Raw genomic sequence first — 22994 nt, 5'->3', positions numbered from 1 at the left:
GCCTTTGTATTCGTTAGCCTAAAATCGCTTTTAGGTCTTCGTCTGGAGTGGTGATCAGTTTCAGGTTGTAGTTGTCTTGTAGGACTTTAAACACATTTGGTGTGAGGAAGGCAGGCGGCGTCGGGCCGACGTGGATATTCTGCACGCCTAAATGCAGCAGAGTCAGCAGAATCGCGACCGCTTTTTGCTCATACCAGGACAGAATCAGGGACAGCGGCAGGTCATTCACGCCGCACTTGAACGCGCCAGCCAACGCGAGTGCAACTTGGATCGCTGAGTAGGCGTTATTGCATTGGCCGAGGTCTAAGAGACGAGGAATACCGTCGATGTCGCCGAAGTCCAGATGATTGAAACGGTATTTACCACAAGCCAGCGTCAGGATGATGCAGTCTTTCGGCACTTTTTGCGCGATCTCGGTGTAATAGTTACGGCCAGGACGCGCGCCGTCGCAGCCACCGATCAGGAAGAAGCGGCGAATTTTGCCGGCTTTAACTGCTTCGATAATTTTGTCAGCCAGGCTGAGAATAACACTGTGGTGGAAACCGGTTGTCAGCGTGTACTCCCCTGCTTGGTCTGCTTCAACTGCTGGGATCTCGAGCGCTTTAGCGATGACGGCCGAGAAGTCGCGGTCATTAAGCTGAATACCGCCTTGGAGACCGGTGATACTTCTGAGGAAGATGCGGTCAGCATAGGTTTCTTTGGCAGTCAGCGGCATGACACAGTTTGTCGTGACGACAATCGGTCCAGGGAATGCTTCAAATTCCTTGCGTTGGTTCTGCCAAGCGGTTCCATAATGACCAGCAAAGTGCGGGTATTTCGCCAGTTTCGGATAGCCATGTCCAGGCAACATTTCGCCATGGGTGTAAACATTAATATTTTTACCTTCGGTCTGTTGCAGCAGTGCCTCGAGATCGAGGAAATCATGACCAGTGATCAAGATGCTATGACCTTTTTTCAGTCCAACGAAGACATTCGCCGGCTGCGGAGCACCAAAGCGCTCAACATGCGCCTTATCAAGCAATTCCATAACCCGCAGGTTCATTTCGCCACATTTTAAAACCATTTCGATGTGACGCTCTAAGCTGAAGTTGACATTGGTGAGGGTAAAGAACATCGCATCGTGCATGAACGCATCAACTTGCTCGTCGCGAGCGCCTAGTTCGCGAGCATGATGGGCATAGGCGGCGATGCCTTTGAGGCCAAAAATCAGGGTATCTTGCAGGCTGGCGATGTCAGGGTTTTTACCACAGACACCCATTTGGGTACAGCCGCTTCCACCGGCAGTTTGTTCACATTGGTAACAAAACATTTTTTCCCCTCCATTTATTGTCGTTATGTATTTATTATAGGAGATTTCACCAGTTGAGTCCGTGATGTATGTCACACTTTGCAAGAATAGTTCATGAATTACGCAAACGCCGACTGATGATAGAAGCAAGGGCAGCGCCTGCTAAGGCTGTGACCAGCTGTGGCCAGCTCATGACAAACAACAGGCCGGAAGCGATCTTTGGTGGTATGCTGACCCAGCTAAGCAGCCAGGAAAACGTTAAATACAAGAGTAGCGTCTTGCCGCTAGCGGCGGTAGCAGCCGCAAACATAGTGCCGCGCGCCGATAATAAAAAGAACACACCCACGTACACCATATTGCCGGCTGCGACCGGCAATATAAAAATTGGCAACAATAGCAACTGTTGAAAATAAGCAACTAACGGCGCAATAACCGCAAGAAATAACGTAGGTAAAAGCCCTACCGCATTCAGGCTAATCAAAAGGGTGGCATTGACCAGCGACCCGACCAAAAAAGTTGAAAACAGCGGCGGAATCGGAATAAAAAACCGCAGCGACTGGAAAATCAGCGTAATAGCCAACAACAAGGCGGTGCGGGTGAGAATCGTCTGTTTGCTCATGAAACACTCCTTATTTATGCCACTTGTGACGTAAAGGCTGTTTCTTGATACGGGGCGAATTGTTGCGCCAGAGCAACCAGCCAATCACGAGCAGTGAGAGAATATTGCCGGCAAGACCACCGAGAATCCCTAAATCAACGAGAATGCTGATTGCGGTGAACCCGCTCAGATACAACATGCTGGTTCGCAAATTGATATAAGGAATCGCGCGCAACAAAAAATAACAGGCAGCTAATGCACCTAAATCAACCGCCACCCAAAACAAAGGCGAAATGACTACATATTTAATAATACTTGCAAATACCATCACACCGATCAGTTTTAACCAAACTCTATCCACTGAAATCGCCTCTCTTTCCCCTTCATTATAACGAAATAACACAAATCTGCCAAGGGACGGAACAGCGCAACGGCGGTTAGGGGAAGTACAGGTGAAAACGCAGCCTCGCCCTATTCGCAAAACTTATAAATTTTATTGTAATAAAAAAATTATACCATTTTTGGATATGATTGTTTATGATATGCGAGTTTTGTGCATACTTTGTTATAGAGAGCTTGCAATTTTTATTGAAGGAGTGTAAAAACGATGGATTATTCTTTTACCCTGTTTGAGCCACGCAAAGAACGCGCTGCCAAGTCCAATTCTCCTATGGTCGAAGTCAGAGCTAATGGACGTATTGTTTTCAACAAAAAGGCAACAGAACTACTATCTGAAAGGCATTTCTGCATGTTAGGGTTTGACACAAATAATAAGACCTTGGGGATCATGCCGCTAGATGAGCAAAAAGCCAATGCCTTTCCCGTGCGTTACGCAGCCAAAGGCGCTTATATCGGCGCCAAAAAGTTCTTCCGCCATTTTGCGATCCTGCCTGAACAGGCAATACAGGATGCGCCGTTTCAAATTAACGACTTTATCGCGATTAAGTTGGATTAGGGGAACCACGGACACAATTTCACAAAAGCACAGAGATTAATAAGTACATTCTAATGGTATGAAAAAACGAGCGGGTTCCCCGCTCGTTTTTCTTATGCTTGATTATTTTCTGTCGCATTCCTTGTCGATGATCGCCTGGTATGCGTCTTGAATCTTCTTGGCGATCGGGCCTACAGCACCGTTGCCGACCGGCTGGTTGTCGAGCGCGATCAGTGGCATAATTTCTGTCTGGGTGCCGCAGACAAACGCTTCGTCAGCTGCTTTGGCAAACGCAACGTCAAAGGTCTTCTCAATGACTGGCACGTCAAGACCTGGAAGAATTTGATCAATAATGATTTTGCGGGTGACGCTGGGCAGGATAAGCTTAGTCAAGGGATGGGTCCAGATCACGCCGCCTTTGACGACCATGAACGTGCTCGAGGTGCCTTCAGTGACTACGCCGTTTTCACGGAACATAATCGCCTCAAAGCAGCCATTTTCTTTAGCCTTCTGCTTAGCCAGAACGTTACCTAGCAGGTTTAGGGATTTAATATCGCAGCGCAGCCAGCGCTCATCTTCGGTGAAAAGGCCCTTCGCGCCCGTTTTCGCCAAGGTAGCGGTAGCGTTGTTAGCCGGCCGGATTGACATGGTCAGCCGGGGCACCGTGTTCTCGGGGAAGTTATGGCCGCGCGGCGCAACGCCACGGGTAATCTGCAAATAAATGCCGGCTTCTGTAATGCCGCTTTCGTCGACCAGCGCTTGATGTGCGGTGCGCAGGTCTTCCTCTGTGTAGACAACCGGAATGCGCAGTTCGCGCAACGAGCGAAATAGGCGCTCCATGTGCGCATGGAAGGCGAACAGTTTGCCATTGTACAGACGAGTAACTTCATAAACCCCATCGCCGAATTGATGACCGCGATCTTCCATTGGCACGACATTTTCCGATAGATCAACAATACGTCCATCAACTAACCCTAGTGGCTTCATACTAACATCCTCCCAAAAATCAATATTATAGTTACAGCTGTTTTAACAACTGAAGTACCGCTTCGGCATGACCAGCCACTTTGACCTTACGGAAAATGTGACGAACGATTCCCTTCTCGTCAATAATAAATGTGGAACGTTCGATGCCGATTGATTTTTTGCCATAGAGATTTTTTTCTTTCAATACCTGGTATAGCTCGCACACCACGCCTTCGCCATCACTTAACAGCAAAAACGGCAGTTCGAGCTTAGCGGCGAATTTCTCGTGTGAGGCTAAACTATCCCGGCTTACTCCCAAAATGACTGCTCCCAAGGCTGCGAAGTCATTTGCCAGTTCGCGAAACCCGAGAGCTTGATTGCTACAGCCAGCGGTGTTGTCACGCGGGTAGAAATACAGAACAACCTTTTTGCCCCGATAATCGCTAAGCTGGGCGTCACCGCCAACCCCACTAAGACGAAAGTCTGGCGCCTGGACTCCAAGAACTACTTCTTCCATTGGCTCCCTCCTTTCGGCCTATTTCTTACTGCTTTTCCATGTTATAATAAGTATAGCACGCTCATCGGCAAATTACCATATTCCGTCAAGTTTTCCATGTAAGGAGACTATTTATGTCCATACGTCCACCACTTCTTTATGTTGCTTTAACCGCAGTGTCCCTGCTATGGGGCACATCATTCGCTGCTGCTCAAATCGGCATGCGCGAATTGGCGCCGCTACATCTGGTAACTTTACGATTTCTCCTGGCTTCGCTCGTCATGGCGCTAATGCTGCGTTCCATGACTGACAACAAGATCGAACGCATTGATTTACCTCAGTTTGTCATCTTAGGATTTATGGCGATTACTTCGTATTTCTGGATTCAATACACAGCCCTGCAGTATACCACTAGTATTGACGCTGCGCTAATTATCGCGACCAGTCCGATCGCTACTGCGCTGCTGTCTGCCATAACCGGCGGCGAGCGTCTGGGATGGCGAAGTGTGACTGGTATTCTCGCTGCGTTTGGCGGGGTCGTGCTGGTCATTACCAAAGGCAGTTTCAACGCGCTGTTTCAGTCAACAAACATTATCGGCGAATTATTGCTGCTTTGCAACGCGTTGGTTTGGGCAGGATTCACACTCTATGGAAAAACGGTAATGAAAAAATATCGTCCATTTGTCGCTATTGCCTACATCCATATTATCGGCACACTCATGCTGTTGCCAGCGGCGTTGATCCCCGGCCTATTCGCAGCGGAGCCGATTTGGCAGGCTCTAAGTAGGATAACATTGCCCACCGTGGGCGCGGCGTTGTATCTCGCCTTACTCTGTTCTGTTTACGCATACTATATTTGGTATGTCGGGATCGAAACTATTGGCGCGGTCCGAACGGCGGTATTCAGCTATATGAATCCATTATTCGCGATTATTGCTGGCCTGCTATTCATGGGAGAAACCCTCAGCCCTTTTGTATTAATTGGCGGTATATTCGTATTAGGCGGAGTCTACTGGATCAATTCGGCTAGCAACAATCACAAAGACCCGAGTAACGAGAATAGGAGTCAACATGTCACAGCGAATCGTAGCCATTGAACATATTCGCGGCCTAGCGATGCTAGGTGTCATCGGTATTCATACCGGTGCTTGGTCGTTGTCAAATCCGGATGTCAATATTCATTTGTTCGCTCTGTTTGAGATCGTCTCCCGCTTTTCTGTACCGATCTTTTTCTTTATCACCGCGTTTGGCATCTTTTATCAACCTGACCAGCGGAGTGAGGGATTGACGTCAATTCCATTTAGCCGAATTCGGGCTGTATTCATACCATATCTTTCTTGGTCTCTACTGTATATGGCCAGCTATACCTTCTTCTATGACGACACGACAATCTGGCAACTGCCAAAGCTATCAGAGTATCTATTGTTTGGCTTAGCCTCATACCAGTTATATTTTTTGGTGATTCTGCTCGTATTTCTCCTGTGCCTGCCGCTGCTTTGGCTGCTGGCAGTTTGGCTGGCAGCTCGGCCTTTATCACGTCTGACTGGCTTGTTAATTTTGCAGATTCTATTTAATGCCTATTCGAGTTATTCATTTAAGCCAACAGTAAGTGATTACTGGCTGAAGCTGTTAATCGAATACCGATTGAACTATTGGTTACTGCATTATCTCTGGATTTTCATGCTCGGAGCCGTATTTGCGCTGCGCCATCTGCAATGGCAGGATGAGCTCAAGCAGTGGCAGGCAACTGTCAGGGGCTGTTTCTGGGGTTCACTCACCTTGATGTTAGGCTCCTATTATTTCGTCGTATTAGGACTGGGATTTTCACTGGAACGAGCAGCGTTCACCATTCATCAGCTCAGCCCGATGGGGGTAATTTATACTGGGGCTGCTGCGCTATATTTAAGTCAGGTATTGGCAAATCCGCAACCACCTGCTGTGACGCAGCTCTTGAACATTTTAGCCAAGCATTCGTTCTTTATCTATTTGGTTCATCCCTTTGTTATGAGCGGCCTTAGCGAGGTCGTGACGAACTATCAGTTGGTGATGACGGTGCCAATTTCACTGTTGTTCTTTAGCGCCACAGTCGTCATCAGCTTGATCCTGTCGTACGCGGTGCTGCGCTTGAGCCAGCAGTTTCCTGCCGTATCCCTGCTACTGACTGGCAAAGTCCCCCGCCAACGAGCGCAGGAGTAACAGTAGGCAAACTGGCGAGGCAACGTATCCGGTTCATCGTTTCCTCCAGCACTCTGAGCATCTAGCAAAAGAAACGCCGTCTACTATTTGTAGGCGGCGTTTCTGCGTGCGAGTAAGCATTACTATGTCATGAAGCCAAGTCGTTCAAGATCTGTTGCGGTCAACACTGGCGGCTCTAACAGTTCGGGCTGCGGCGACATTTGCTTACTTGCTTGTCGTGCCATGTGCTTTTGCCAAAATAAGATGAGTAGTTGGAAGAACTTTTTCGCTGATTTTATTTTATAGTTTAACTCCTGATCATCACGCCAGAAGTGGTAGAATTCCTCAACCACGTCATAGGTTGTCCCTGCTATCCGCGAGCGAGCGACAAACTCGGCAACAGCCAGGAATTCCTTGACCACACTAAATAACGCATGCTGGCGAAAATCACTAACAGCTGTTTCGGCCGGGAAACGGATCTGAGCGCCCAGCATTTTACGGCTGGCATCAAGCAGTGGGTACAGCAAAAGAAACGCGTAACCAGTTCCGTATTGGTCGATAACTACACGCACAGTTTTCATCACTGCTGATACCATACTGCCCCACAGTGCGGCGTCTTGCGTCTTCTCGGCTAGTTTCACCATGTCCTTGATAATGATGGCAGCCATCTGACTGTGCGGATTCAAGCTAGCTATGCCGGCAAGGTCCCGCCATTCTGAGAGAATACCACTAATGATCGATTTATCAATTACCTTACGGTCGACTAATTCCTGGGCACAGTCGAGCAAGAGCGGCAAAGCTACTTCATCCTGTTTGCTAACAATGACCTGCATCCAGAGAGAAAAAACTGCTACTAACGAAGCTGCCGAAACAGCAGGCTGCGGACTGGCAACCAAAAAGCCACGTAGGCGAACCACAAGTTCGCGGAAGAAGTCCTGTTCTCCACGTTTGAGAGCAAATTTACCAATCACTCTGACCGCCCCTAGTGCGGCGGTAACAGCTTTTGGATCTGCCGCCTTTTCAGGCTTTTCAAATACGGTGAACAATATATCGATTGCTTTAGCGGCGACAAAGGATTGTTTGGCCTTCATGGCCATGACCCCTACGGTCTGCAATTGCTCAGCAGCCATTTCGGCGCTGCCCAGGTCACGCAACAAGCCTCGATAGGTATCCAAGACAGCGGCTGCCAGATCGGATCTGCCTTGGCTGAGTAACGATCCGACCAACGCGGTAATGCTAACCGGTTCATCCGGCCGCGCTAGTCCCTGGCCGTAGGCCAACTGCAACAAATCGATCGCCTTATAGGCCACCTTATCATCAGCTCCGTCTGGCTTCTGGGCAATCAGTACAAACAAGGTCTTCAGTAATTGATAGCGTTCGGCTGCAGATACGTTCTTGCCTGCTAGCTTAGCCAGCTGGGCTTCAGCCTTGCGCAGCTTCCATTCCAAGCCCCGGCTGCGCGCGATAAACACGGCCAGGAGGAGAAACGCCGCACTCAGCAGTAGAAAAAGCCAGGCCATGCACTCTCCTCCTCCACTGCCCTTTTAGTCGGTTTTGCCGTTGCTTAGCGAGCGTTAATTTGTCCTTGATATAACAACCCTCTGGCCGCATCGACGGTAACAACAATGCCATCAGTCAGAGCGGCAGTTACGCCATCGACTCCGACAAGGACAGGCATGCCATAGCTGATGCCGATGATAGCGGCATTTGATGTCAGTCCGGCTTCCTCTGCGACAATCGCAGATGCTTGCGACGCGTATTGCGCCGATTCTTCATCAACATTGGAGATGACCAGGATATCGCCAGGTCTAAATTTAGATTTCAAGTCATCGATTGAGCGAACAACACAAACTGTGCCAGTCACAGCTTTCTTACCAATGCCCATGCCATTCATCAGCACATTGCCAACGACATGGACGCGGATTAGATTGGTTGTGCCGCTAGTACCGACAGGCAAGCCAGCTGTGATAACGACCAAATCACCTTCTTTGACTAGGCCTGTTGACAGAGCACTGGAGATCGCATTAGAAAATAATTCGTCAGTACTGGCGAAGCTTGGGCCGAGAGTCGGATGAACGCCCCACTGCAGGCAGAGGCGACGCACTGTCTTTTCTTTTGACGTCACTGCAACAATGACAGCCTGGGGGCGATATTTTGACACCATCCGACCGGTGTGACCAGACTCAGTGGAGGTAATAATTGCCGCTGCTCCCAAATCATGAGCTATCTGCACTGTCGCATGGCTAATTGCATCTGTTGTCGTTCGTTCAATACAGCCGGCTTTGGCGGTTAAAATTTCCCGATAATTGAGCGCCGACTCCGTCTTCACGGCAATTCGCGCCATTGTCTCGACTGTTTCAACCGGATACGCGCCAGAAGCGGTTTCACCACTTAGCATGATGGCGTCAGAGCCATCCATGATCGCATTGGCAACATCGCTGGCCTCTGCCCGGGTCGGACGCGGATTGGTTATCATCGATTCGAGCATCTGGGTTGCTGTAATAACTGGTTTTCCGGCTTGGTTGGCTTTCTTAATCAGCATCTTCTGTACCAGCGGCACTTCTTCGGTCGGAATCTCCACTCCCAGATCGCCGCGGGCCACCATCAAGCCATCGGCGACAGTCAGAATCTCGTCAATGTTTTTGACGCCTTCGGCGTTCTCAATTTTTGCAATAATGTCCATCTGAGCTTTGGCGTCTTCGAGCACGCGGCGAATGGATAAGATGTCGGCCGCACGTTGGACAAACGAGGCTGCGATAAAGTCCATGTTCTCTGATACACCAAACAAAATGTCTGCGACATCTTGTTCAGAAAGCGGTGGCAGATTGACACTGACCCCAGGTGCTGCCACGCGTTTATAGTTGCTGATGACGCCACTATTACGAACAGTGGTAACAATATCGCAGTTCTTGACAGCTATAACTTCGAGCGACACTAGGCCGTCTGATAAAAGTATGATGTTACCAGGTGCAACTTCATCAGGTAAACCTTTATGGTTGACGCTGACAATCTCATTTGTACCTACCACGTCACGGGACGTCAGAGTAAAAGTTTGGCCCTGCAACAATTCGACCTTGCCATCGGCGAAATTCCCCAGACGCATCTCCGGTCCTTTCGTATCAAGCATCAGCGCAACCGGTTTGCCAAGTTTGGCAGCCGCAGCGCGAACCATAGCGATTCGTTTAGCATGATCAGCATGGTTGCCGTGTGAAAAGTTAAACCGAGCGACGTTCATCCCCGCGGCCAGCATGTTATTAAGAACATCCGGCTGATCAGTGCTCGGCCCAACTGTGCATACAATCTTGGTTTTTTTATGCATTAATTTTCACTCCTATCAAAATTCCGGTCTTTAGCAGTATGTTCAAAAGTTAGGTAATAGTATGTCGGCAAAGAATCAAATTTGCCTCTTCGGCTTCCGATTCCAGCACCAGAATTTCAAACAAACCATCACCAGATAACGACATGCCAACTGGTCTGGCATCAGCCAAGACGCCACCCTCGAGCAGCGTTGATCTGATTTTGTCCGCCTGCGAGCGGCCTGCGGCAATATAGATAACAGTCCACATTCCTGCGCCTCCTGGAATACTTCTCATGATTAGGGATCGATGTGGTATTTTCTTAGTTTTTGATAAAAGCCAGACCGGTGAATCCCCAGTATCTTGGCAGCTTGGCTCTTATTACCGCCCGCCGCTTCGATGGCTTTTACTATTGCTTGTTTCTCCGCGTCAAAGCGTATTCCTGCCAGATCTTTGACCGAATCAGTCGTTTCCCGCTGCCGGTACTGCTTCTTGATCACCGGCGGCAAGTGTTCCGGCAAGATAAACTGATCATCATCCATAAAGTTGACAGCTCGTTCCAAGACGTTCTCCAGTTCCCTCACATTGCCAGGCCAATCATAGCCAAGCAAGTAATTCATCGCATCGGGAGAAACCCCCTCAACATCGTGTGGAGTCCGGTTATTAATTTTCTGTAATAAACTAATGCAAAGCTGTGGAATATCTTCACGCCGCTCTCGCAGCGGCGGTATATGCAAGGAAATGATGTTCAGGCGATAATATAGATCCTGGCGGAATTCTCCTTGCTCGATCATCTGCTCCAGATCACAATTTGTCGCTGCAACGACTCGAACATCTATTTTTAGCGTTTTGGTCGACCCAACCCGTTCAATCTCGCGTTCTTGCAAAACGCGCAGCAGCTTGGCCTGCATCGACAAGGTCATATCGCCAATTTCATCGAGAAAAATCGTGCCGCCGTTAGCTAGTTCGAACTTGCCCGGTTTGCCGCCCTTGCGAGCGCCGGTAAAGGCACCGTCATCATAACCAAACAATTCAGACTCAAGCAAGTTTTCCGGGACCGCCGCGCAGTTGACCTTGATGAAGGGTTCATTGCGGCGTGGACTATTAGTGTGGATGGCGTGAGCGAACAGTTCTTTGCCTGTCCCACTTTCGCCCAAGATAAGCACAGTTGAGCTTCCTTTTGCGGCTTTAGCACCGATGGCTTTTAGCCATGCTATCTTTTCACTTCCGCCGATAATGCTTTCAAAGGTATGCTTGCCACCTTGGACTTTGCGAAGTTCCTCTTTATAGTATTCTAACTCAGACTGCAGATTGTTAAATTTGCGGACCAGCGATTTTAAGTCTTTAACATCGCGGAACAACACCTTGCCGACTGCGCCGACGATTTCGCCGTCTTTGATGATTGGCATGCGAGTGACGACAACGTTATTGTCGCCGATTCGCTGCATAGCGGCAATCTCTGCTTTTCCGCTTTGGGCCACGATATGCATCCGTGTATTCTCGATCACATCAGCCACATGCATACCGATAACTTGTTTAGAATCTTTGCCAAGAAAGTCACAATACGCCTGGTTTAGCATTGTGATTTTACCCTGCGTGTCAACCACTACTACACACTCGAAGCCGCTTTCAAGAATCGACTCTAGTGTGCTTTTAAGCTTTTTGACAGTTTCTAACTCGTCAGCCACGGCTTGCAATTCAGTAATGTCTTGAAAAATAGCTACAGCGCCAAGAAGTTTATTATCTTTAAAAATCGGCGAGCGATTTGACAAAATATGACTATTTTGAATAGTCTGCTGCTGGTTGACTTCCATAACACCGGTTTCCAACACGCGCTGCATACCGGTGTTAGGAATGACTTGTTCGGCCATTTGACCGACAACCTTGCTCGCGTCCAGGCCGGTAATGGCTTCGGCCGCCGGATTGAACAAGGTGATAACGCCCTCCGCATTAGTCACGACGATGCCATTGTAAGCCGAGTTCAGCACAGCCTTGAGTTCTTCAGCCAGATAGAGCGAATGGTCTGACAAGTATTTTATCAATTCGGTGCGAGTCAAATAACCGACCGGCTGGTTCTGGTGATTGACGACCGGGAACAGGCCAAAACGGAAAATATTAGAATTTTGCTGCAGCCGGGAAATGGTTTCGGACTCTTGCAATGTGTAGACATCTGTGGTCATAATTTCGCCAATTGTCCGATTAGGGGTTGGGCCATATGCCATCTCACGGACAAAGTGGGTTTTGGTGACAATGCCAATCAGTCTATTTTCACCGTCAACAACAGCCGCGCCGTCTAAACTGCCCTGCCGTAGTAAATCTGCAGCCTCAGACAGAGTCATTGCCGGACGCAAGGTGATAACATGAGGACTCATGACATCCCGTACACGCATCTTTGAACCCCTCCGTTCTTCGATAGTACCTTATATTAGACGGAAGAGCAGTCAATCCCTGCATGTCCACAAAAAAAGACAAAAGCAGTCAGACCCAGCCAATTGGCGAGGGTCTGACCGCAAAGTTCCAGTTTTGACTTACAGTGTGCAAGCGCCGTCGACGCTGAGTACTGTGCCGTTAATGAATTTTGCATCGTCGGACGCCAGAAAAGCGAAGGCGGCAGCGATTTCTTCCGGCTCACCTAGGCGGCCTTGAGGAATCTTGATGATGATTTTTTCTTTGAGAACTTGTTCAGGAATCTTCTTGACCATATCGGTGGCGATAAAGCCAGGAGCTACGCAGTTGAAACGCAAACCGTTCTTGGCCATTTCTTTGGCCCAGGACTTAGTCATGCCAATGACACCCCATTTGCTGGCGGCATAGTTAGTTTGACCTAAGTTGCCATAGATACCAACGACCGAGGAAGTCGTCAGAACAACGCCAGATTGTTGTTCAAGCATGATCGGCAAAACAGCTGAAGTGCAGTTGAATACGCCAGTCAGGTTTACGCCGATAACCGCATCCCAAGCATCTTTGGACATTTTCTTCATCATAGCATCTTTGGTAATCCCTGCGTTGTTGATCAGCACGTCAACGCGGCCAAAGACTTCTTTGGCCTTCTCAACCATGGCTTTTACACTGTCAGGGTTGGTGACATCGACTTGAACATACAAGCCCTTGGAGCCCAACTGCTCGACTTCTGCAACAGTACCGCTGCCATCAGCAAAATCGGCTACAACAACGTACGTTCCTTCGGCTGCGAACCGCAATGCAGTCGCCTTACCGATCCCGCCAGCAGCACCGGTGATAATAGCGACTTTGTCTTTTAATCCTCTCATGTACATTACCTCCTGATTTTTTTATAGCAGTAAACAACGTTTGCAATCACTACAAAATGCAAGAAGCGCGCCAAGCCGAAATAATGCAAAAGATAGGCTCTCGGTCACTCAAAAACGTAGTCAAGTATGTACCCAATTAGACACCGTGTCTAAAGACGCGTACGACCGAGAGTTGTGCTAACAAGATTGTACTCCACTGTGCTACTCAACACATAAGCGTGCCATGAGCAAGAAAGACTGCAAAAAACGAAAAATATCGCCCCTTCACTGCGTTCCTCGCGATGACATTGGCGGGATGCTAATTCGCCCCCATATGTTATTGAGAGGCCACAGGCCGAAGCAATCTTCTTCTGCGAACTGGCGTCGCCGATATCGGGAGACAAAGCGTTTAATTACATATTTGTTCTTAAAGCCAAAGTAATCAAATACTTCCCGCTGGGTTTTTCCGCTTGCAATCATTTCTAATATCTCTTTCTCAAGTGCTTGGATATGGGTATATCCTCGTTTGCTTTCATTAGACACGACAGTACCCCCTCCCGTTTATTTCATTGCTGAAATTCTACAGGAGGGGGACTCTTTTACTTCTTCAATGCGGTGGCCTTGCCGTCAATAACCAGGGTACCCTCTTGATTCACAACAGTTGTCCTGAAAACTAGACGGTGCTTTTCTTCAATTTTTTCAATAACTTCTACAGTTGCGGTAACTGTGTCGCCAATCTTGACCGGGGCTTTGAACGATAGTTCTTGGCCAAGGTAAATGGTATTAGCGCCAGGCAAAGTGGTTCCCAACACAGCGGAGATAAATCCGGCTGACAACATGCCATGGGCAATACGTTCTTTGAACATCGTGTTCTTAGCAAATTCTGCATTGACATGCACCGGATTAAAGTCTCCGGTCAAGCCCGCAAAGGTATAGACGTCATATTCGGTGACAGTTTTTGACATGCTGGCTTTATCCCCGATTTTAATGTCTGCAAATGGAATATCTTGTACCATGATATCCTCTCCTATTTGAGCCGTCACATTATAAATACGCGCAACGGCAATTTTTTTTTGCAGTGATTACGCTTGCTTAATTTTTTTGAATTCTTCGGTCAAGATCGGTAGAATTTCCATGGCATCGCCGACAATACCGTAGTCAGCCATTTTGAAGATTGGGGCGTCGGCGTCCTTATTGACAGCGATAATGATATCTGAAGAACTCATGCCTGCCAGATGCTGAATCGCACCAGAAATACCGAAAGCAAAGTAAATTTTTGGACCAACGGTTTTGCCAGTTTGGCCAACCTGATGCAAGGCTTGCTTCCAACCTGCGTCAACCGCTGCGCGAGATGCGCCGACAGCGCCGCCCAACACGTCTGCCAATTCCTCAATCATGGCAAAGTTTTCCGGTTTGCACATGCCACGACCGCCAGAGACGATGATCTCGGCTTCTTCCAAGTTGCAAGACGCAGTGCAGACACGCAGGATATCAACCAGCTTGGTGCGGATGTCGTCTGCCTTGACTTTGCTGGCTACGCGGACAATCTCACCAGTTCTTGTGGCATCCGGTTCAGGCTTTTTGAAGACTTTCGGACGAATTGTGCCCATTTGCGGACGATGATCTGGACAGAGGATGGTTGCCATGATGTTACCGCCAAAAGCGGGACGGGTCCAAGCAACTAATCCGGTTTGTTCGTCAATCGACAAGCCAGTGCAGTCAGCCGTCAAGCCGGTTTGCACGCGGCAGGCGACGCGTGGTCCAAGATCACGGCCGTCATTGGTAGCACCCATCAGAATAACCGATGGCTTGTAGGTCTCGATCAAGTCAGCAAAGGCGATGGTGTAGCCATCTGTGCTGTAAAGCGCGTATTCCGGCCCTTCGACCAAATACACTTTGTCAGCGCCGCTGGCAAATAGGTCTGCCGCCAGGTGCTCCACTTTATCACCGATGAGCACAGCAGCTACTTCTTCTTTCATCTGGTCAGCCAATTGACGGGCCTGACCTAAGAGTTCAATGCCTACGCCACGGGCTTGGCCTTCGACTTGCTCGATGAAAACCCAAACACCTTTATATGAGCCTTTGTCTGCCGCGACAGCTTTAGGGCCTTCGTCTTCGCGAATAATCGCGCCGACCGGGCAGACGTCAATACAAGCGCCGCACGCCGTGCAGGCCTCAGTGATAAATGCTTTGCCGTCTTGCATGATGATGGCGCCAAATGGGCATACATTCACACAAGCGGTGCAACCAATACATTGATCAGGAATTACTTTTACAGCCATTTTCTGTTACCCCCTACACAATTTTCGCGTCAGACAGTTTTTGAATCAGAGCCGCAACGGCTTCCCGTGCAGTCTCCGCCTGAATGACTTCGCCCTGCACACGCTGTTTGGGGGTAAATATCTTGCGGACTTGGGTAGGCGAGCCCTTCAAACCGATTTTCTCGGCGTCCACTTCAATGTCATTCACAGTCCAGACCGGAATTTCTTTACGGTTGGCTTTCATCGTGCCCTTGACGGTCGGATAGCGTGGCTCGTTAATTGATTTTACGACAGTTAGCAGGACCGGCATGTTAACTTCGATAATTTCATAGCCTTCTTCGTGTTCGCGTTCGACGCGGACGGTCTCGCCGTTAACGTCGATTTTGGCTACATAGGTAACTTGCGGCATACCGAGGTGTTCGGCAATCTCTGGCCCGACTTGCGCCGTGTCGCCATCAATGGCTTGTTTGCCGCAGATAATCATGTCAACTTTGCCGAGTTTCTTCGCGGCCGCAGCAAGTGTGTAGCTAGTAGCGAGAGTGTCGGCCCCGCCGAATGCCCGATCACTGACGAGCAATGCTTCATCAGCGCCCATGGCGATACATTCCTTCAGCGCGTCTTTGGCCTGGGGCGGTCCCATTGAAACCACAGTCACCTTGCCGCCATGCTTCTCCTTGAGTTGCAGGGCTGCCTCGACCGCGTTCTTATCAAACGGGTTAACAATGCTGGGTACGCCCTGGCGAATTAGCGTGTTGGTTTGAGGGTCGATCTTGACTTCGGTAGTGTCAGGCACTTGCTTGACAAAGACCACGATTTCCATTTTCCTGCCTCCTGTTGCTTTTCAGATTCCAGTTAGCGCAGAACGGCGCCTGAGACGACCATACGCTGAACTTGGTTTGTACCTTCATAAATTTGGGTAATTTTTGCATTTCTCATCAGGCGCTCAACCGGGTATTCGCGACTGTAACCATAACCGCCGAAAATTTGGACCGCGTCAGTCGTGACAGCCATCGCAGCGTCTGAGGCATACATTTTCGCCATAGCCGCTTCTTTGGAGTACGACAGGCCTTGATCTTTACAATAAGCAGCGCGGTAGGTTAACAGACGAGCGGCTTCAACTTTGGTTGCCATATCGGCAATCATGAAAGCGATCGCTTGGTTAGCAGCAATAGGCTTGCCAAATTGAACGCGTTCTTTGGAGTATTTGACTGCGTGATCCAGTGCAGCTTGCGCAATGCCGAGAGCTTGCGCGGCAACGCCAATGCGGCCGCCGTCCAAGGTGGTCATAGCGATTTTGAAACCGTCGCCTTCTTTACCAAGAAGATTTTCTTTGGGAATTCTTGCGTCTTGGAAAATCAGTTCCATGGTAATTGAGGAACGGATGCCCATCTTATGTTCTTTTTTGCCAAAAGTGAAGCCTGGAGTGTCTTTTTCGACGATAAAGGCGGAAATTCCTCTTGTCCCTCTGCTTTTATCTGTCATTGCCATCACAATATAGGTTTCCGCTTCGCGGGCGTTAGTAATAAAGATCTTGCTGCCATTCAGTACATAGTGATCACCATCAAGCACTGCGACAGTTTGTTGGGAAGCAGCATCAGTGCCGGCGTTCGGCTCAGTAAGGCCGAAGGCTCCCATATGAGTGCCTTCCGCTAGCGGGGTGAGGTATTTTTTCTTTTGGGCTTCGGTTCCATAGGCGAAGATCGGCCAAGCGCAAAGAGAAACAGTCGCGGATAAGGAAACGCCGACACCGTCGTCAGCGCGGCTGAGTTCTTCAACTGCCAATATGTAGCTTAAAGTGTCACCGCCGGCGCCGCCGTATTCTTCAGGGAAACAGATGCCGGATACACCGAGGTCTGACAGCTCGTTATACAGTTCCCTGTCAAATTGTTCGGCTTCGTCGCGTTCTGCTGCGCCTGGCGCAACTTTCTTCTCTGCAAATTCACGTACCATTTTTTGCATCATTAATTGTTCTTCGTTGAGTTGAAAAATCATAGTAAACCCTCCTCAGAATTTTTCGTTTTTTTATCTTAGCACAGCCTGCGGCCAATCCGTAGACTGTAAGCTCGCTCAAAGACAATCTAGCTTTTTCTAGAGTTCTCTGATTATTATAACACAAGCTGCAATAAATGGTTGCGATAAAGTGAAAAAAATCACATTATTTTTTTTAGTAGTAGCGCCAGCAAAATTGCTATTGGCGCTACTACTCAGTAATTTAGACAGATTCGATAATTGTCGCGACACCTTGACCGCCGCCGATGCAAAGTGTGGCCAAGCCGCGTTTAGCGCCATGCTGTTTCATGGCATGGAGCAGAGTAACCAGAATACGCGCGCCGCTGGCACCGATCGGATGACCAAGGGCAATAGCGCCACCGTGAACATTGACTTTTTCCTTAATAAAGCTGAGTTCTTTACCCACTGCTAAGAACTGAGCGGCAAACGCTTCATTGGCCTCGATCAGGTCGATATCGCCAATGGTTAATCCGGCTCTGTCAAGCGCTTTGCGGGTAGCAGCTACAGGGCCCATGCCCATGATTGACGGATCAACGCCACCTTCGCCATAAGACAGGATTTTAGCTAGCGGTTTCAGACCGAGTTTCGCGGCTTTTTCCGCCGACATGACGACCAGAGCGGCTGCGCCGTCATTAATGCCTGACGCATTGCCGGCGGTAACGCTGCCTTCTTTCTTGAAGGCAGGCTTTAGGCCACACAGTGATGTACCGTCAGTGCCAGGTTTGGGGTATTCGTCTGTATCAAAGACAACATCGCCTTTTCTGCCCTTCACCACTACTGGAACGATTTCCTGCTTGAAGTAGCCATTTTCGATCGCTTTCAACGCTTTGGCTTGAGACTCGGCTGCGAGTTGGTCTTGGTCTTCGCGGCTGACGCCAAATTTTTCGGCAACGTTTTCCGCCGTAATGCCCATGTGGTAGTCATTAAACGCGCACCACAGACCGTCGCGAATCATGACATCAATCACCTTTCCATGTCCCATGCGGTAGCCCCAGCGCGCCTTCTCCAACAGGAACGGCGCATTCGTCATACTTTCAAAGCCACCGGCGACGATGGTATCAGAGTCACCTACCCGGATGGCTTGAGCGGCTAGGTTGACTGATTTCAGGCCGGAGCCGCAGACCTTGTTAATGGTATAGGAGGGAACTTCCACTGGCAAACCGGCTTTGATGGCGGCTTGACGGGCTGGGTTCTGTCCAATGCCGGCCTGGAGCACGTTGCCGAGGATGACCTCGTCGACTGCAGATCCGTCAATACCTGCACGTTTCAGAGCTTCCTCAATCGCAAATTTACCTAATTCAGGCGCCGAGAAGGATGCAAGACTGCCGTTGAAATTACCGATAGCGGTTCGCGCCGCTGCGACGATGACTACTTCTCTCATGTTGGATTCCTCCCTTATTCTTTTAATCCTTCATTTGTTAGGACCCGGCTTTGGCCAGGTCCTGTCAGCGTTCAGTTTAAATTATAGTGTGCAAGCTCCGTCAACGCTCAATACGGCGCCATTAATGAACTTAGCGTCGTCGGAAGCAAGGAAGGCAAATGCGGCAGCAATTTCTTCAGGCTCACCCAAACGGCCTTGAGGAACTTTAACTAAGATCTTTTCGGCCAATACTTGCTCAGGTATTTTTTTAACCATTTCAGTACCGATGAAACCAGGAGCTACGCAGTTAAAGCGAAGACCGTTTTTAGCCATTTCTTTGGCCCAGGATTTGGTCATGCCGATAACGCCCCACTTAGTAGCAGCATAGTTTGTCTGTCCAAGGTTTCCATAGATGCCGACAACCGAAGAAGTGGTCAGCACAACGCCGGATTTCTGCTCAAGCATGTGGGGGAGCACTGCGGATGTGCAATTGAACACACCAGTTAGGTTAACGCTGATAACTGCATCCCAAGCATCTTTGGTCATCTTTTTCATCATAGCGTCCTTGGTAATACCTGCGTTGTTGATCAGAACGTCAACTTTGCCAAATACCTCAATGGCTTTAACAACCATAGCTTTAACACTGTCTTCATTGGTAACGTCTACTTTGACATAAACGGCCTTGGTACCTTTAGCCTCAACTTCCTGAACTGTACCGGCGCCATCGGCGAAGTCAGCAACAACAATATCGGCGCCTTCCTCAGCAAAACGAAGCGCTGTAGCCTTGCCAATCCCTCCTGCTGCTCCTGTAATAATTGCTACCTTACCTTTTAATCCTCTCATGACAATCTCCTTCCGCGGCTTTAGCCGCACATTTTATTTTTTGCGCATCATTGATTTCGCAACCTGCGTGTCATGCGTAAATCGACTAAGCTGATATCTATTATTTTTTCAGACCCATGGGCTCAACTAGGAAGATACGTTCATCCATTGTCTTCAGATTAGGAGAAATGATTGGTTTGAAATCCATCAGAGCCAAAATATCTTTTTCCATATCTACTCCAGGCGCGACTTCCGTCAGTAACATACCCTTGTCAGTCAGTTCGAAGACTGCGCGCTCGGTAATATAGAGAACCGGCTGTTCAACTTTTTGCGCATACTTACCGCTGAAGGTGATCTGTTCAACATGATCAAGGAACTTCTTATTTCTTCCTTCAGTGACAATCGTCAGCTTGCCGCCACCAACTTTAACATCCAAGCCACCGGCGGTAAAGGTTCCGCAGAATACAACTCGTTTAGCGTTCTGGGTGATATTGATAAATCCGCCTGCGCCAGCAACGCGTCCTTTGAATTTGCTTACATTGATGTTGCCATGCTTGTCGGTTTCAGCCAGACCCAAGAAAGCCAGATCAAGACCGCCGCCATCATAAAAGTCGAACTGATAAGGCTGGTCTACAAAGCATTCTGCATTACTGACCGCGCCAAAGCTCAAACCACCAGCCGGTACGCCGCCGACACCACCAGGTTCGACAGTGAGCGTCATCATCGCACCGATACCTTCTTCGTTGGCCACCATCGATACACCTTCCGGCATACCAATACCGAGATTGACAATTGCATTCGGAATTAGCTCCATGGCTGCTCTGCGACTAATAACCTTGCGCTCGTCCAGTTCCATCGGCGCGATAGCTGACAGCGGGATGCGAACTTCACCGGAATAGGCTGGATTGTACTGTTCGGCAAACGTCTGCGCATGTTTAGTGATATCTTCAGCCACTACCACATAGTCTACGAGGATTCCCGGAACTTTAACACTCTTAGGATGCAGTGTACCACTTTGTACGATGCGTTCTACCTGGGCAATAACAATACCGCCCGCATTGTGAGCTGCTTGGGCAATTGGTAAAATCTCCAGCGCAAGCGCTTCTTTTTCTATAGATATATTGCCATTTTCGTCAGCGCTTGTACCGCGAATGATACCTACGTGAATCGGAAACTGCTTGTACCAAAGCCACTCTTCGCCGCCAAGCTCGACTACTTCTACAAGATCTTCTTTAGTTACGCTGTTGAGTTTGCCGCCCTCAACGCGAGGATCACAAAAAGTGTTGAGACCAACTTTAGTGATTATCCCCGGCTTTTTGCCGGCAACGTTCCGAAGCCACTGCACCAGTGTTCCCTGCGGGAAGTTGTAAGCTTCGATTTTATTTTCCATTGCCAGTTTTCCAAGCTTGGGAGCCAAATTCCAATGGCCGCCTACAACGCGCTTAACCATGCCTTCCTGTCCTAAATGATTCAAGCCGCGCTCCTTGCCGTCGCCTTGTCCGGCGCAATATACCAGCGTCAGGTCGCGCGGGGCCCCTTCTTGTTTAAACCGTTCTTCCAGCGCTGCTGTCACAGCCTCGGCGTGCCCGATGCCAACAAAACCACTTGTTGCCACAGTTACTCCGTCTTTAACAAGCTTGGCCGCTTCCGCCACCGTAATAATTTTTGCCATATGCCCACTCCTCCTTGTTGTAATTAAATTAGTACTCGTTTTCATCTCATGCAAATAGCATGCCAAAAGCCTTCCGCCAAAATACTCTTTGTATTACGGTAGCATAATGGATTAAACTGTCCAGCTTTAGACATATTAATCGTCGAATTTTATAGACATCACTGTCTATGTCCGTCTACAAATCATACATTGTTAAAACTGCATTATAGAGACATCTACAATCCGTTCATCTTTAAAATTTCATTTACACACGTATAATTACTATGAATAAAAAAGACTTTTCGGAGAAAACAAATAGTATTGCCACACATTCCAATACTATTTGTTTTCTATATCATTCTATTGGCATGAAACTTGCTTCTATATATTTTCGCGAACAGCAAATTTTCTAACAGGAGGTGTATCTGGGCGTCAATCACTGTTTCTTATCCGCAATGTATTTAAATTTAAGGAGGCATAAAAATGGAAGCATTTGGTATTCTCTTAAGTTTGTTCTTATTAATGTTCTTTGCGTACAGAGGCTTTTCCGTTATCCTCTTCTCCCCGATTTTTGCCCTTCTTGCAGCAACAATGTCGGGCCTCGCCTTAATGCCTGCGTATACCGAGCTATTTATGGCAAAAGCAGTAGTCTATGTTAAAACCTTCTTCCCGATCTTCATGCTCGGCGCCGTCTTTGGCAAAGTGATGGAAGACACCGGTCTTGCGAAGAGCATTTCCATCTCGATCATAAAAGGTCTTGGGCAAGAGCGCGCCATTTTAGCGGTTGTTTTGGCCGGCGCAGCGCTTACCTACGGCGGCGTTAGCTTGTTCGTAGTTGTGTTCGCTGTCTATCCGTTTGCAGCAGCGCTGTTTAGAGAGGCCAATATTCCGAAACGCCTTATTCCGGGCTCCATTGCCCTAGGGGCCTTTACCTTTACGATGGACTCTTTCCCTGGCACCCCCCAGATCCAAAACATCATTCCTACCAACTTCTTCGGAACCAACATCTATGCCGCTCCGATCAGCGGTATCCTCGGCGGTTTGGCAATTGCCGCCGGTGGTTTATGGTGGCTTGAGCGCCGTCGCAAGGCAGCTGCCGCGGCAGGCGAAGGCTACGGCAACCATACCATCAACGAGCCAGAAGCACGCGACGACTCCGGCCTGCCGGCATGGTATATTGCCGCACTGCCGCTGGTAACTGTTCTGGTGGTTAACTTTATTATGACCCGTCTCTTTACTTGGGATCCCAACCTGCTGGCTCCATTCCAAGCGATGAAACTGCCTTTGATAGCTGCCTCTGTGAAAAACGTAATCAGCATTTGGTCGCTCATCATAGCCCTTGTTTGCGGTATCGTTCTTGCGGTCTCGTTGGGAGTTACCCGTCTGCCGAAAGGCGGCTTGGCCAAGGCTCTGAACGCCGGCGCGATCGGCTCACTGCTGGCCATCATGAACACCGCTTCCGAGGTCGGCTACGGCAACGTAGTAGCATCCCTGCCTGGCTTCAAATCTATCTCCGGCGCGCTGATGGGCATTAAAATCGGCGGAACTCCGCTGGTATCTGAAGCCGTAACCGTAACCACGCTTGCTGGTATTACCGGTTCTGCCTCAGGTGGTATGTCGATTGCTCTTGACCTCATGGCCAAAGACTGGCTGGCATGGGCCAACCAAATCGGCATGTCCCCTGAAATGCTGCACCGCGTCGCTTCCATGGCCTCTGGCGGTATGGATACCCTACCCCACAACGGCGCGGTAATCACACTGCTCGCAGTGTGCGGTTTAACCCATAAGGACTCCTACCCGGATATCTTCATGATCACCTGCCTCAAGACCATAGCTGTTTTCGCAGTAATTATTCTGCACACGGTAACCGGTATTCTGTAAAAAACCGC

General features: G+C 49.0%; 22 protein-coding genes. 4 read left to right on the top strand and 18 right to left on the bottom strand.

All coding sequences use genetic code 11. The features are described 5' to 3' along the window. Positions 1 to 13 precede the first annotated feature (13 nt). The 3 genes from hcp to AXX12_RS04035 form a co-directional block, all read right to left on the bottom strand. The gene (gene hcp / locus AXX12_RS04045; protein WP_066238521.1) at positions 14 to 1309 is read right to left on the bottom strand and encodes a hydroxylamine reductase; all 1296 of its coding nucleotides are present in this window, start codon (positions 1307 to 1309) and stop codon (positions 14 to 16) included. 91 nt (positions 1310 to 1400) lie between these two features. After that, entirely contained in the window at positions 1401 to 1907 is a 507-nt protein-coding gene (locus AXX12_RS04040) for a hypothetical protein (RefSeq protein ID WP_066238518.1), read from the bottom strand. Positions 1908 to 1917: 10 nt separating this feature from the next. Further along, positions 1918 to 2247: a hypothetical protein gene (locus AXX12_RS04035; protein WP_066238516.1), complete on the bottom strand. Its 330-nt coding sequence runs from the start codon at positions 2245 to 2247 to the stop codon at positions 1918 to 1920. Between the two features lie 246 nt (positions 2248 to 2493). Between AXX12_RS04035 and AXX12_RS04030 the strand changes: the two genes are divergently transcribed. Further along, positions 2494 to 2841, top strand: coding sequence for a hypothetical protein (locus AXX12_RS04030; protein WP_066238514.1), 348 nt, complete (start codon positions 2494 to 2496; stop codon positions 2839 to 2841). Positions 2842 to 2943: 102 nt separating this feature from the next. On the opposite strand, the gene dat is transcribed toward AXX12_RS04030, so the two are convergent. Together dat and AXX12_RS04020 are read right to left on the bottom strand one after the other, a co-directional pair. Beyond that, on the bottom strand, positions 2944 to 3807 hold the full coding sequence (dat, locus tag AXX12_RS04025) for a D-amino-acid transaminase (RefSeq protein ID WP_066238511.1): 864 nt from the start codon (positions 3805 to 3807) through the stop codon (positions 2944 to 2946). Between the two features lie 31 nt (positions 3808 to 3838). Continuing rightward, positions 3839 to 4303: a peroxiredoxin gene (locus tag AXX12_RS04020; protein WP_066238508.1), complete on the bottom strand. Its 465-nt coding sequence runs from the start codon at positions 4301 to 4303 to the stop codon at positions 3839 to 3841. A 113-nt stretch (positions 4304 to 4416) separates the two neighbouring features. Between AXX12_RS04020 and AXX12_RS04015 the strand changes: the two genes are divergently transcribed. Continuing rightward, positions 4417 to 5379 (top strand): DMT family transporter, encoded by a 963-nt coding sequence (locus AXX12_RS04015; protein WP_066238505.1) that lies wholly within the window; start codon positions 4417 to 4419, stop codon positions 5377 to 5379. After that, positions 5354 to 6478 carry an acyltransferase gene (locus AXX12_RS04010; protein WP_066238502.1) on the top strand — a complete coding sequence of 375 codons (1125 nt, stop codon included), beginning with the start codon at positions 5354 to 5356 and terminating at the stop codon, positions 6476 to 6478. Before AXX12_RS04015 ends, AXX12_RS04010 begins: the two co-directional genes overlap by 26 nt. A 122-nt stretch (positions 6479 to 6600) precedes the next feature. On the opposite strand, the gene AXX12_RS04005 is transcribed toward AXX12_RS04010, so the two are convergent. The 13 genes from AXX12_RS04005 to AXX12_RS03945 form a co-directional block, all read right to left on the bottom strand. Then, complete coding sequence (locus AXX12_RS04005) at positions 6601 to 7977, bottom strand: hypothetical protein (protein ID WP_066238499.1); 1377 nt, start codon at positions 7975 to 7977, stop codon at positions 6601 to 6603. Between the two features lie 44 nt (positions 7978 to 8021). Next, positions 8022 to 9776 (bottom strand): pyruvate kinase, encoded by a 1755-nt coding sequence (gene pyk, locus AXX12_RS04000; RefSeq protein WP_066238496.1) that lies wholly within the window; start codon positions 9774 to 9776, stop codon positions 8022 to 8024. Positions 9777 to 9825: 49 nt separating this feature from the next. Beyond that, positions 9826 to 10023: a hypothetical protein gene (locus AXX12_RS03995; RefSeq protein ID WP_066238492.1), complete on the bottom strand. Its 198-nt coding sequence runs from the start codon at positions 10021 to 10023 to the stop codon at positions 9826 to 9828. 29 nt (positions 10024 to 10052) lie between these two features. Beyond that, a complete protein-coding gene (locus AXX12_RS03990) occupies positions 10053 to 12143 on the bottom strand; it encodes a sigma 54-interacting transcriptional regulator (protein ID WP_074431332.1) in 2091 nt (696 codons plus the stop codon). 138 nt (positions 12144 to 12281) lie between these two features. After that, the gene (locus tag AXX12_RS03985; RefSeq protein ID WP_066238488.1) at positions 12282 to 13022 is read right to left on the bottom strand and encodes a beta-ketoacyl-ACP reductase; all 741 of its coding nucleotides are present in this window, start codon (positions 13020 to 13022) and stop codon (positions 12282 to 12284) included. 264 nt (positions 13023 to 13286) lie between these two features. Next, positions 13287 to 13544, bottom strand: coding sequence for a cytochrome c-type biogenesis protein (locus tag AXX12_RS03980; RefSeq protein WP_066238485.1), 258 nt, complete (start codon positions 13542 to 13544; stop codon positions 13287 to 13289). A 56-nt stretch (positions 13545 to 13600) separates the two neighbouring features. Further along, on the bottom strand, positions 13601 to 14017 hold the full coding sequence (locus tag AXX12_RS03975; protein WP_066238483.1) for a MaoC family dehydratase: 417 nt from the start codon (positions 14015 to 14017) through the stop codon (positions 13601 to 13603). Between the two features lie 66 nt (positions 14018 to 14083). Beyond that, a complete protein-coding gene (locus AXX12_RS03970) occupies positions 14084 to 15283 on the bottom strand; it encodes an electron transfer flavoprotein subunit alpha (protein WP_066238480.1) in 1200 nt (399 codons plus the stop codon). Positions 15284 to 15296: 13 nt separating this feature from the next. Next, complete coding sequence (locus AXX12_RS03965) at positions 15297 to 16082, bottom strand: electron transfer flavoprotein subunit beta/FixA family protein (protein WP_066238477.1); 786 nt, start codon at positions 16080 to 16082, stop codon at positions 15297 to 15299. 32 nt (positions 16083 to 16114) lie between these two features. Next, positions 16115 to 17254: an acyl-CoA dehydrogenase gene (locus tag AXX12_RS03960; RefSeq protein ID WP_066238475.1), complete on the bottom strand. Its 1140-nt coding sequence runs from the start codon at positions 17252 to 17254 to the stop codon at positions 16115 to 16117. Positions 17255 to 17474: 220 nt separating this feature from the next. Next, positions 17475 to 18653, bottom strand: a complete 1179-nt coding sequence (locus AXX12_RS03955; RefSeq protein WP_066238472.1) for an acetyl-CoA C-acetyltransferase — start codon at positions 18651 to 18653, stop codon at positions 17475 to 17477. 81 nt (positions 18654 to 18734) lie between these two features. Beyond that, positions 18735 to 19475, bottom strand: coding sequence for a beta-ketoacyl-ACP reductase (locus AXX12_RS03950; RefSeq protein WP_066238469.1), 741 nt, complete (start codon positions 19473 to 19475; stop codon positions 18735 to 18737). A 100-nt stretch (positions 19476 to 19575) separates the two neighbouring features. Then, positions 19576 to 21126 (bottom strand): acyl CoA:acetate/3-ketoacid CoA transferase, encoded by a 1551-nt coding sequence (locus tag AXX12_RS03945; RefSeq protein ID WP_066238466.1) that lies wholly within the window; start codon positions 21124 to 21126, stop codon positions 19576 to 19578. A gap of 462 nt (positions 21127 to 21588) precedes the next feature. On the opposite strand from AXX12_RS03945, the gene AXX12_RS03940 reads away from it, so the two are divergent. Beyond that, the gene (locus AXX12_RS03940) at positions 21589 to 22986 is read left to right on the top strand and encodes a GntP family permease (RefSeq protein WP_066238463.1); all 1398 of its coding nucleotides are present in this window, start codon (positions 21589 to 21591) and stop codon (positions 22984 to 22986) included. Positions 22987 to 22994 lie beyond the last annotated feature (8 nt).

The organism is Anaerosporomusa subterranea (assembly GCF_001611555.1).
Classification (GTDB): domain Bacteria; phylum Bacillota; class Negativicutes; order Sporomusales; family Acetonemataceae; genus Anaerosporomusa; species Anaerosporomusa subterranea.
This window is presented reverse-complemented; position numbering and strand designations above follow the sequence as displayed.

What these genes read in the sequence shown, in the direction of transcription:
- hcp (WP_066238521.1), bottom strand. Translation starts at nt 1,309, where the DNA reads ATGTTTTGTTACCAATGTGAACAAACTGCCGGTGGAAGCGGCTGTACC.
- AXX12_RS04040 (WP_066238518.1), bottom strand. Translation starts at nt 1,907, where the DNA reads ATGAGCAAACAGACGATTCTCACCCGCACCGCCTTGTTGTTGGCTATT.
- AXX12_RS04030 (WP_066238514.1), top strand. Translation starts at nt 2,494, where the DNA reads ATGGATTATTCTTTTACCCTGTTTGAGCCACGCAAAGAACGCGCTGCC.
- dat (WP_066238511.1), bottom strand. Translation starts at nt 3,807, where the DNA reads ATGAAGCCACTAGGGTTAGTTGATGGACGTATTGTTGATCTATCGGAA.
- AXX12_RS04020 (WP_066238508.1), bottom strand. Translation starts at nt 4,303, where the DNA reads ATGGAAGAAGTAGTTCTTGGAGTCCAGGCGCCAGACTTTCGTCTTAGT.
- AXX12_RS04015 (WP_066238505.1), top strand. Translation starts at nt 4,417, where the DNA reads ATGTCCATACGTCCACCACTTCTTTATGTTGCTTTAACCGCAGTGTCC.
- AXX12_RS04010 (WP_066238502.1), top strand. Translation starts at nt 5,354, where the DNA reads ATGTCACAGCGAATCGTAGCCATTGAACATATTCGCGGCCTAGCGATG.
- AXX12_RS04005 (WP_066238499.1), bottom strand. Translation starts at nt 7,977, where the DNA reads ATGGCCTGGCTTTTTCTACTGCTGAGTGCGGCGTTTCTCCTCCTGGCC.
- pyk (WP_066238496.1), bottom strand. Translation starts at nt 9,776, where the DNA reads ATGCATAAAAAAACCAAGATTGTATGCACAGTTGGGCCGAGCACTGAT.
- AXX12_RS03995 (WP_066238492.1), bottom strand. Translation starts at nt 10,023, where the DNA reads ATGTGGACTGTTATCTATATTGCCGCAGGCCGCTCGCAGGCGGACAAA.
- AXX12_RS03990 (WP_074431332.1), bottom strand. Translation starts at nt 12,143, where the DNA reads ATGCGTGTACGGGATGTCATGAGTCCTCATGTTATCACCTTGCGTCCG.
- AXX12_RS03985 (WP_066238488.1), bottom strand. Translation starts at nt 13,022, where the DNA reads ATGAGAGGATTAAAAGACAAAGTCGCTATTATCACCGGTGCTGCTGGC.
- AXX12_RS03975 (WP_066238483.1), bottom strand. Translation starts at nt 14,017, where the DNA reads ATGGTACAAGATATTCCATTTGCAGACATTAAAATCGGGGATAAAGCC.
- AXX12_RS03970 (WP_066238480.1), bottom strand. Translation starts at nt 15,283, where the DNA reads ATGGCTGTAAAAGTAATTCCTGATCAATGTATTGGTTGCACCGCTTGT.
- AXX12_RS03965 (WP_066238477.1), bottom strand. Translation starts at nt 16,082, where the DNA reads ATGGAAATCGTGGTCTTTGTCAAGCAAGTGCCTGACACTACCGAAGTC.
- AXX12_RS03960 (WP_066238475.1), bottom strand. Translation starts at nt 17,254, where the DNA reads ATGATTTTTCAACTCAACGAAGAACAATTAATGATGCAAAAAATGGTA.
- AXX12_RS03955 (WP_066238472.1), bottom strand. Translation starts at nt 18,653, where the DNA reads ATGAGAGAAGTAGTCATCGTCGCAGCGGCGCGAACCGCTATCGGTAAT.
- AXX12_RS03950 (WP_066238469.1), bottom strand. Translation starts at nt 19,475, where the DNA reads ATGAGAGGATTAAAAGGTAAGGTAGCAATTATTACAGGAGCAGCAGGA.
- AXX12_RS03945 (WP_066238466.1), bottom strand. Translation starts at nt 21,126, where the DNA reads ATGGCAAAAATTATTACGGTGGCGGAAGCGGCCAAGCTTGTTAAAGAC.
- AXX12_RS03940 (WP_066238463.1), top strand. Translation starts at nt 21,589, where the DNA reads ATGGAAGCATTTGGTATTCTCTTAAGTTTGTTCTTATTAATGTTCTTT.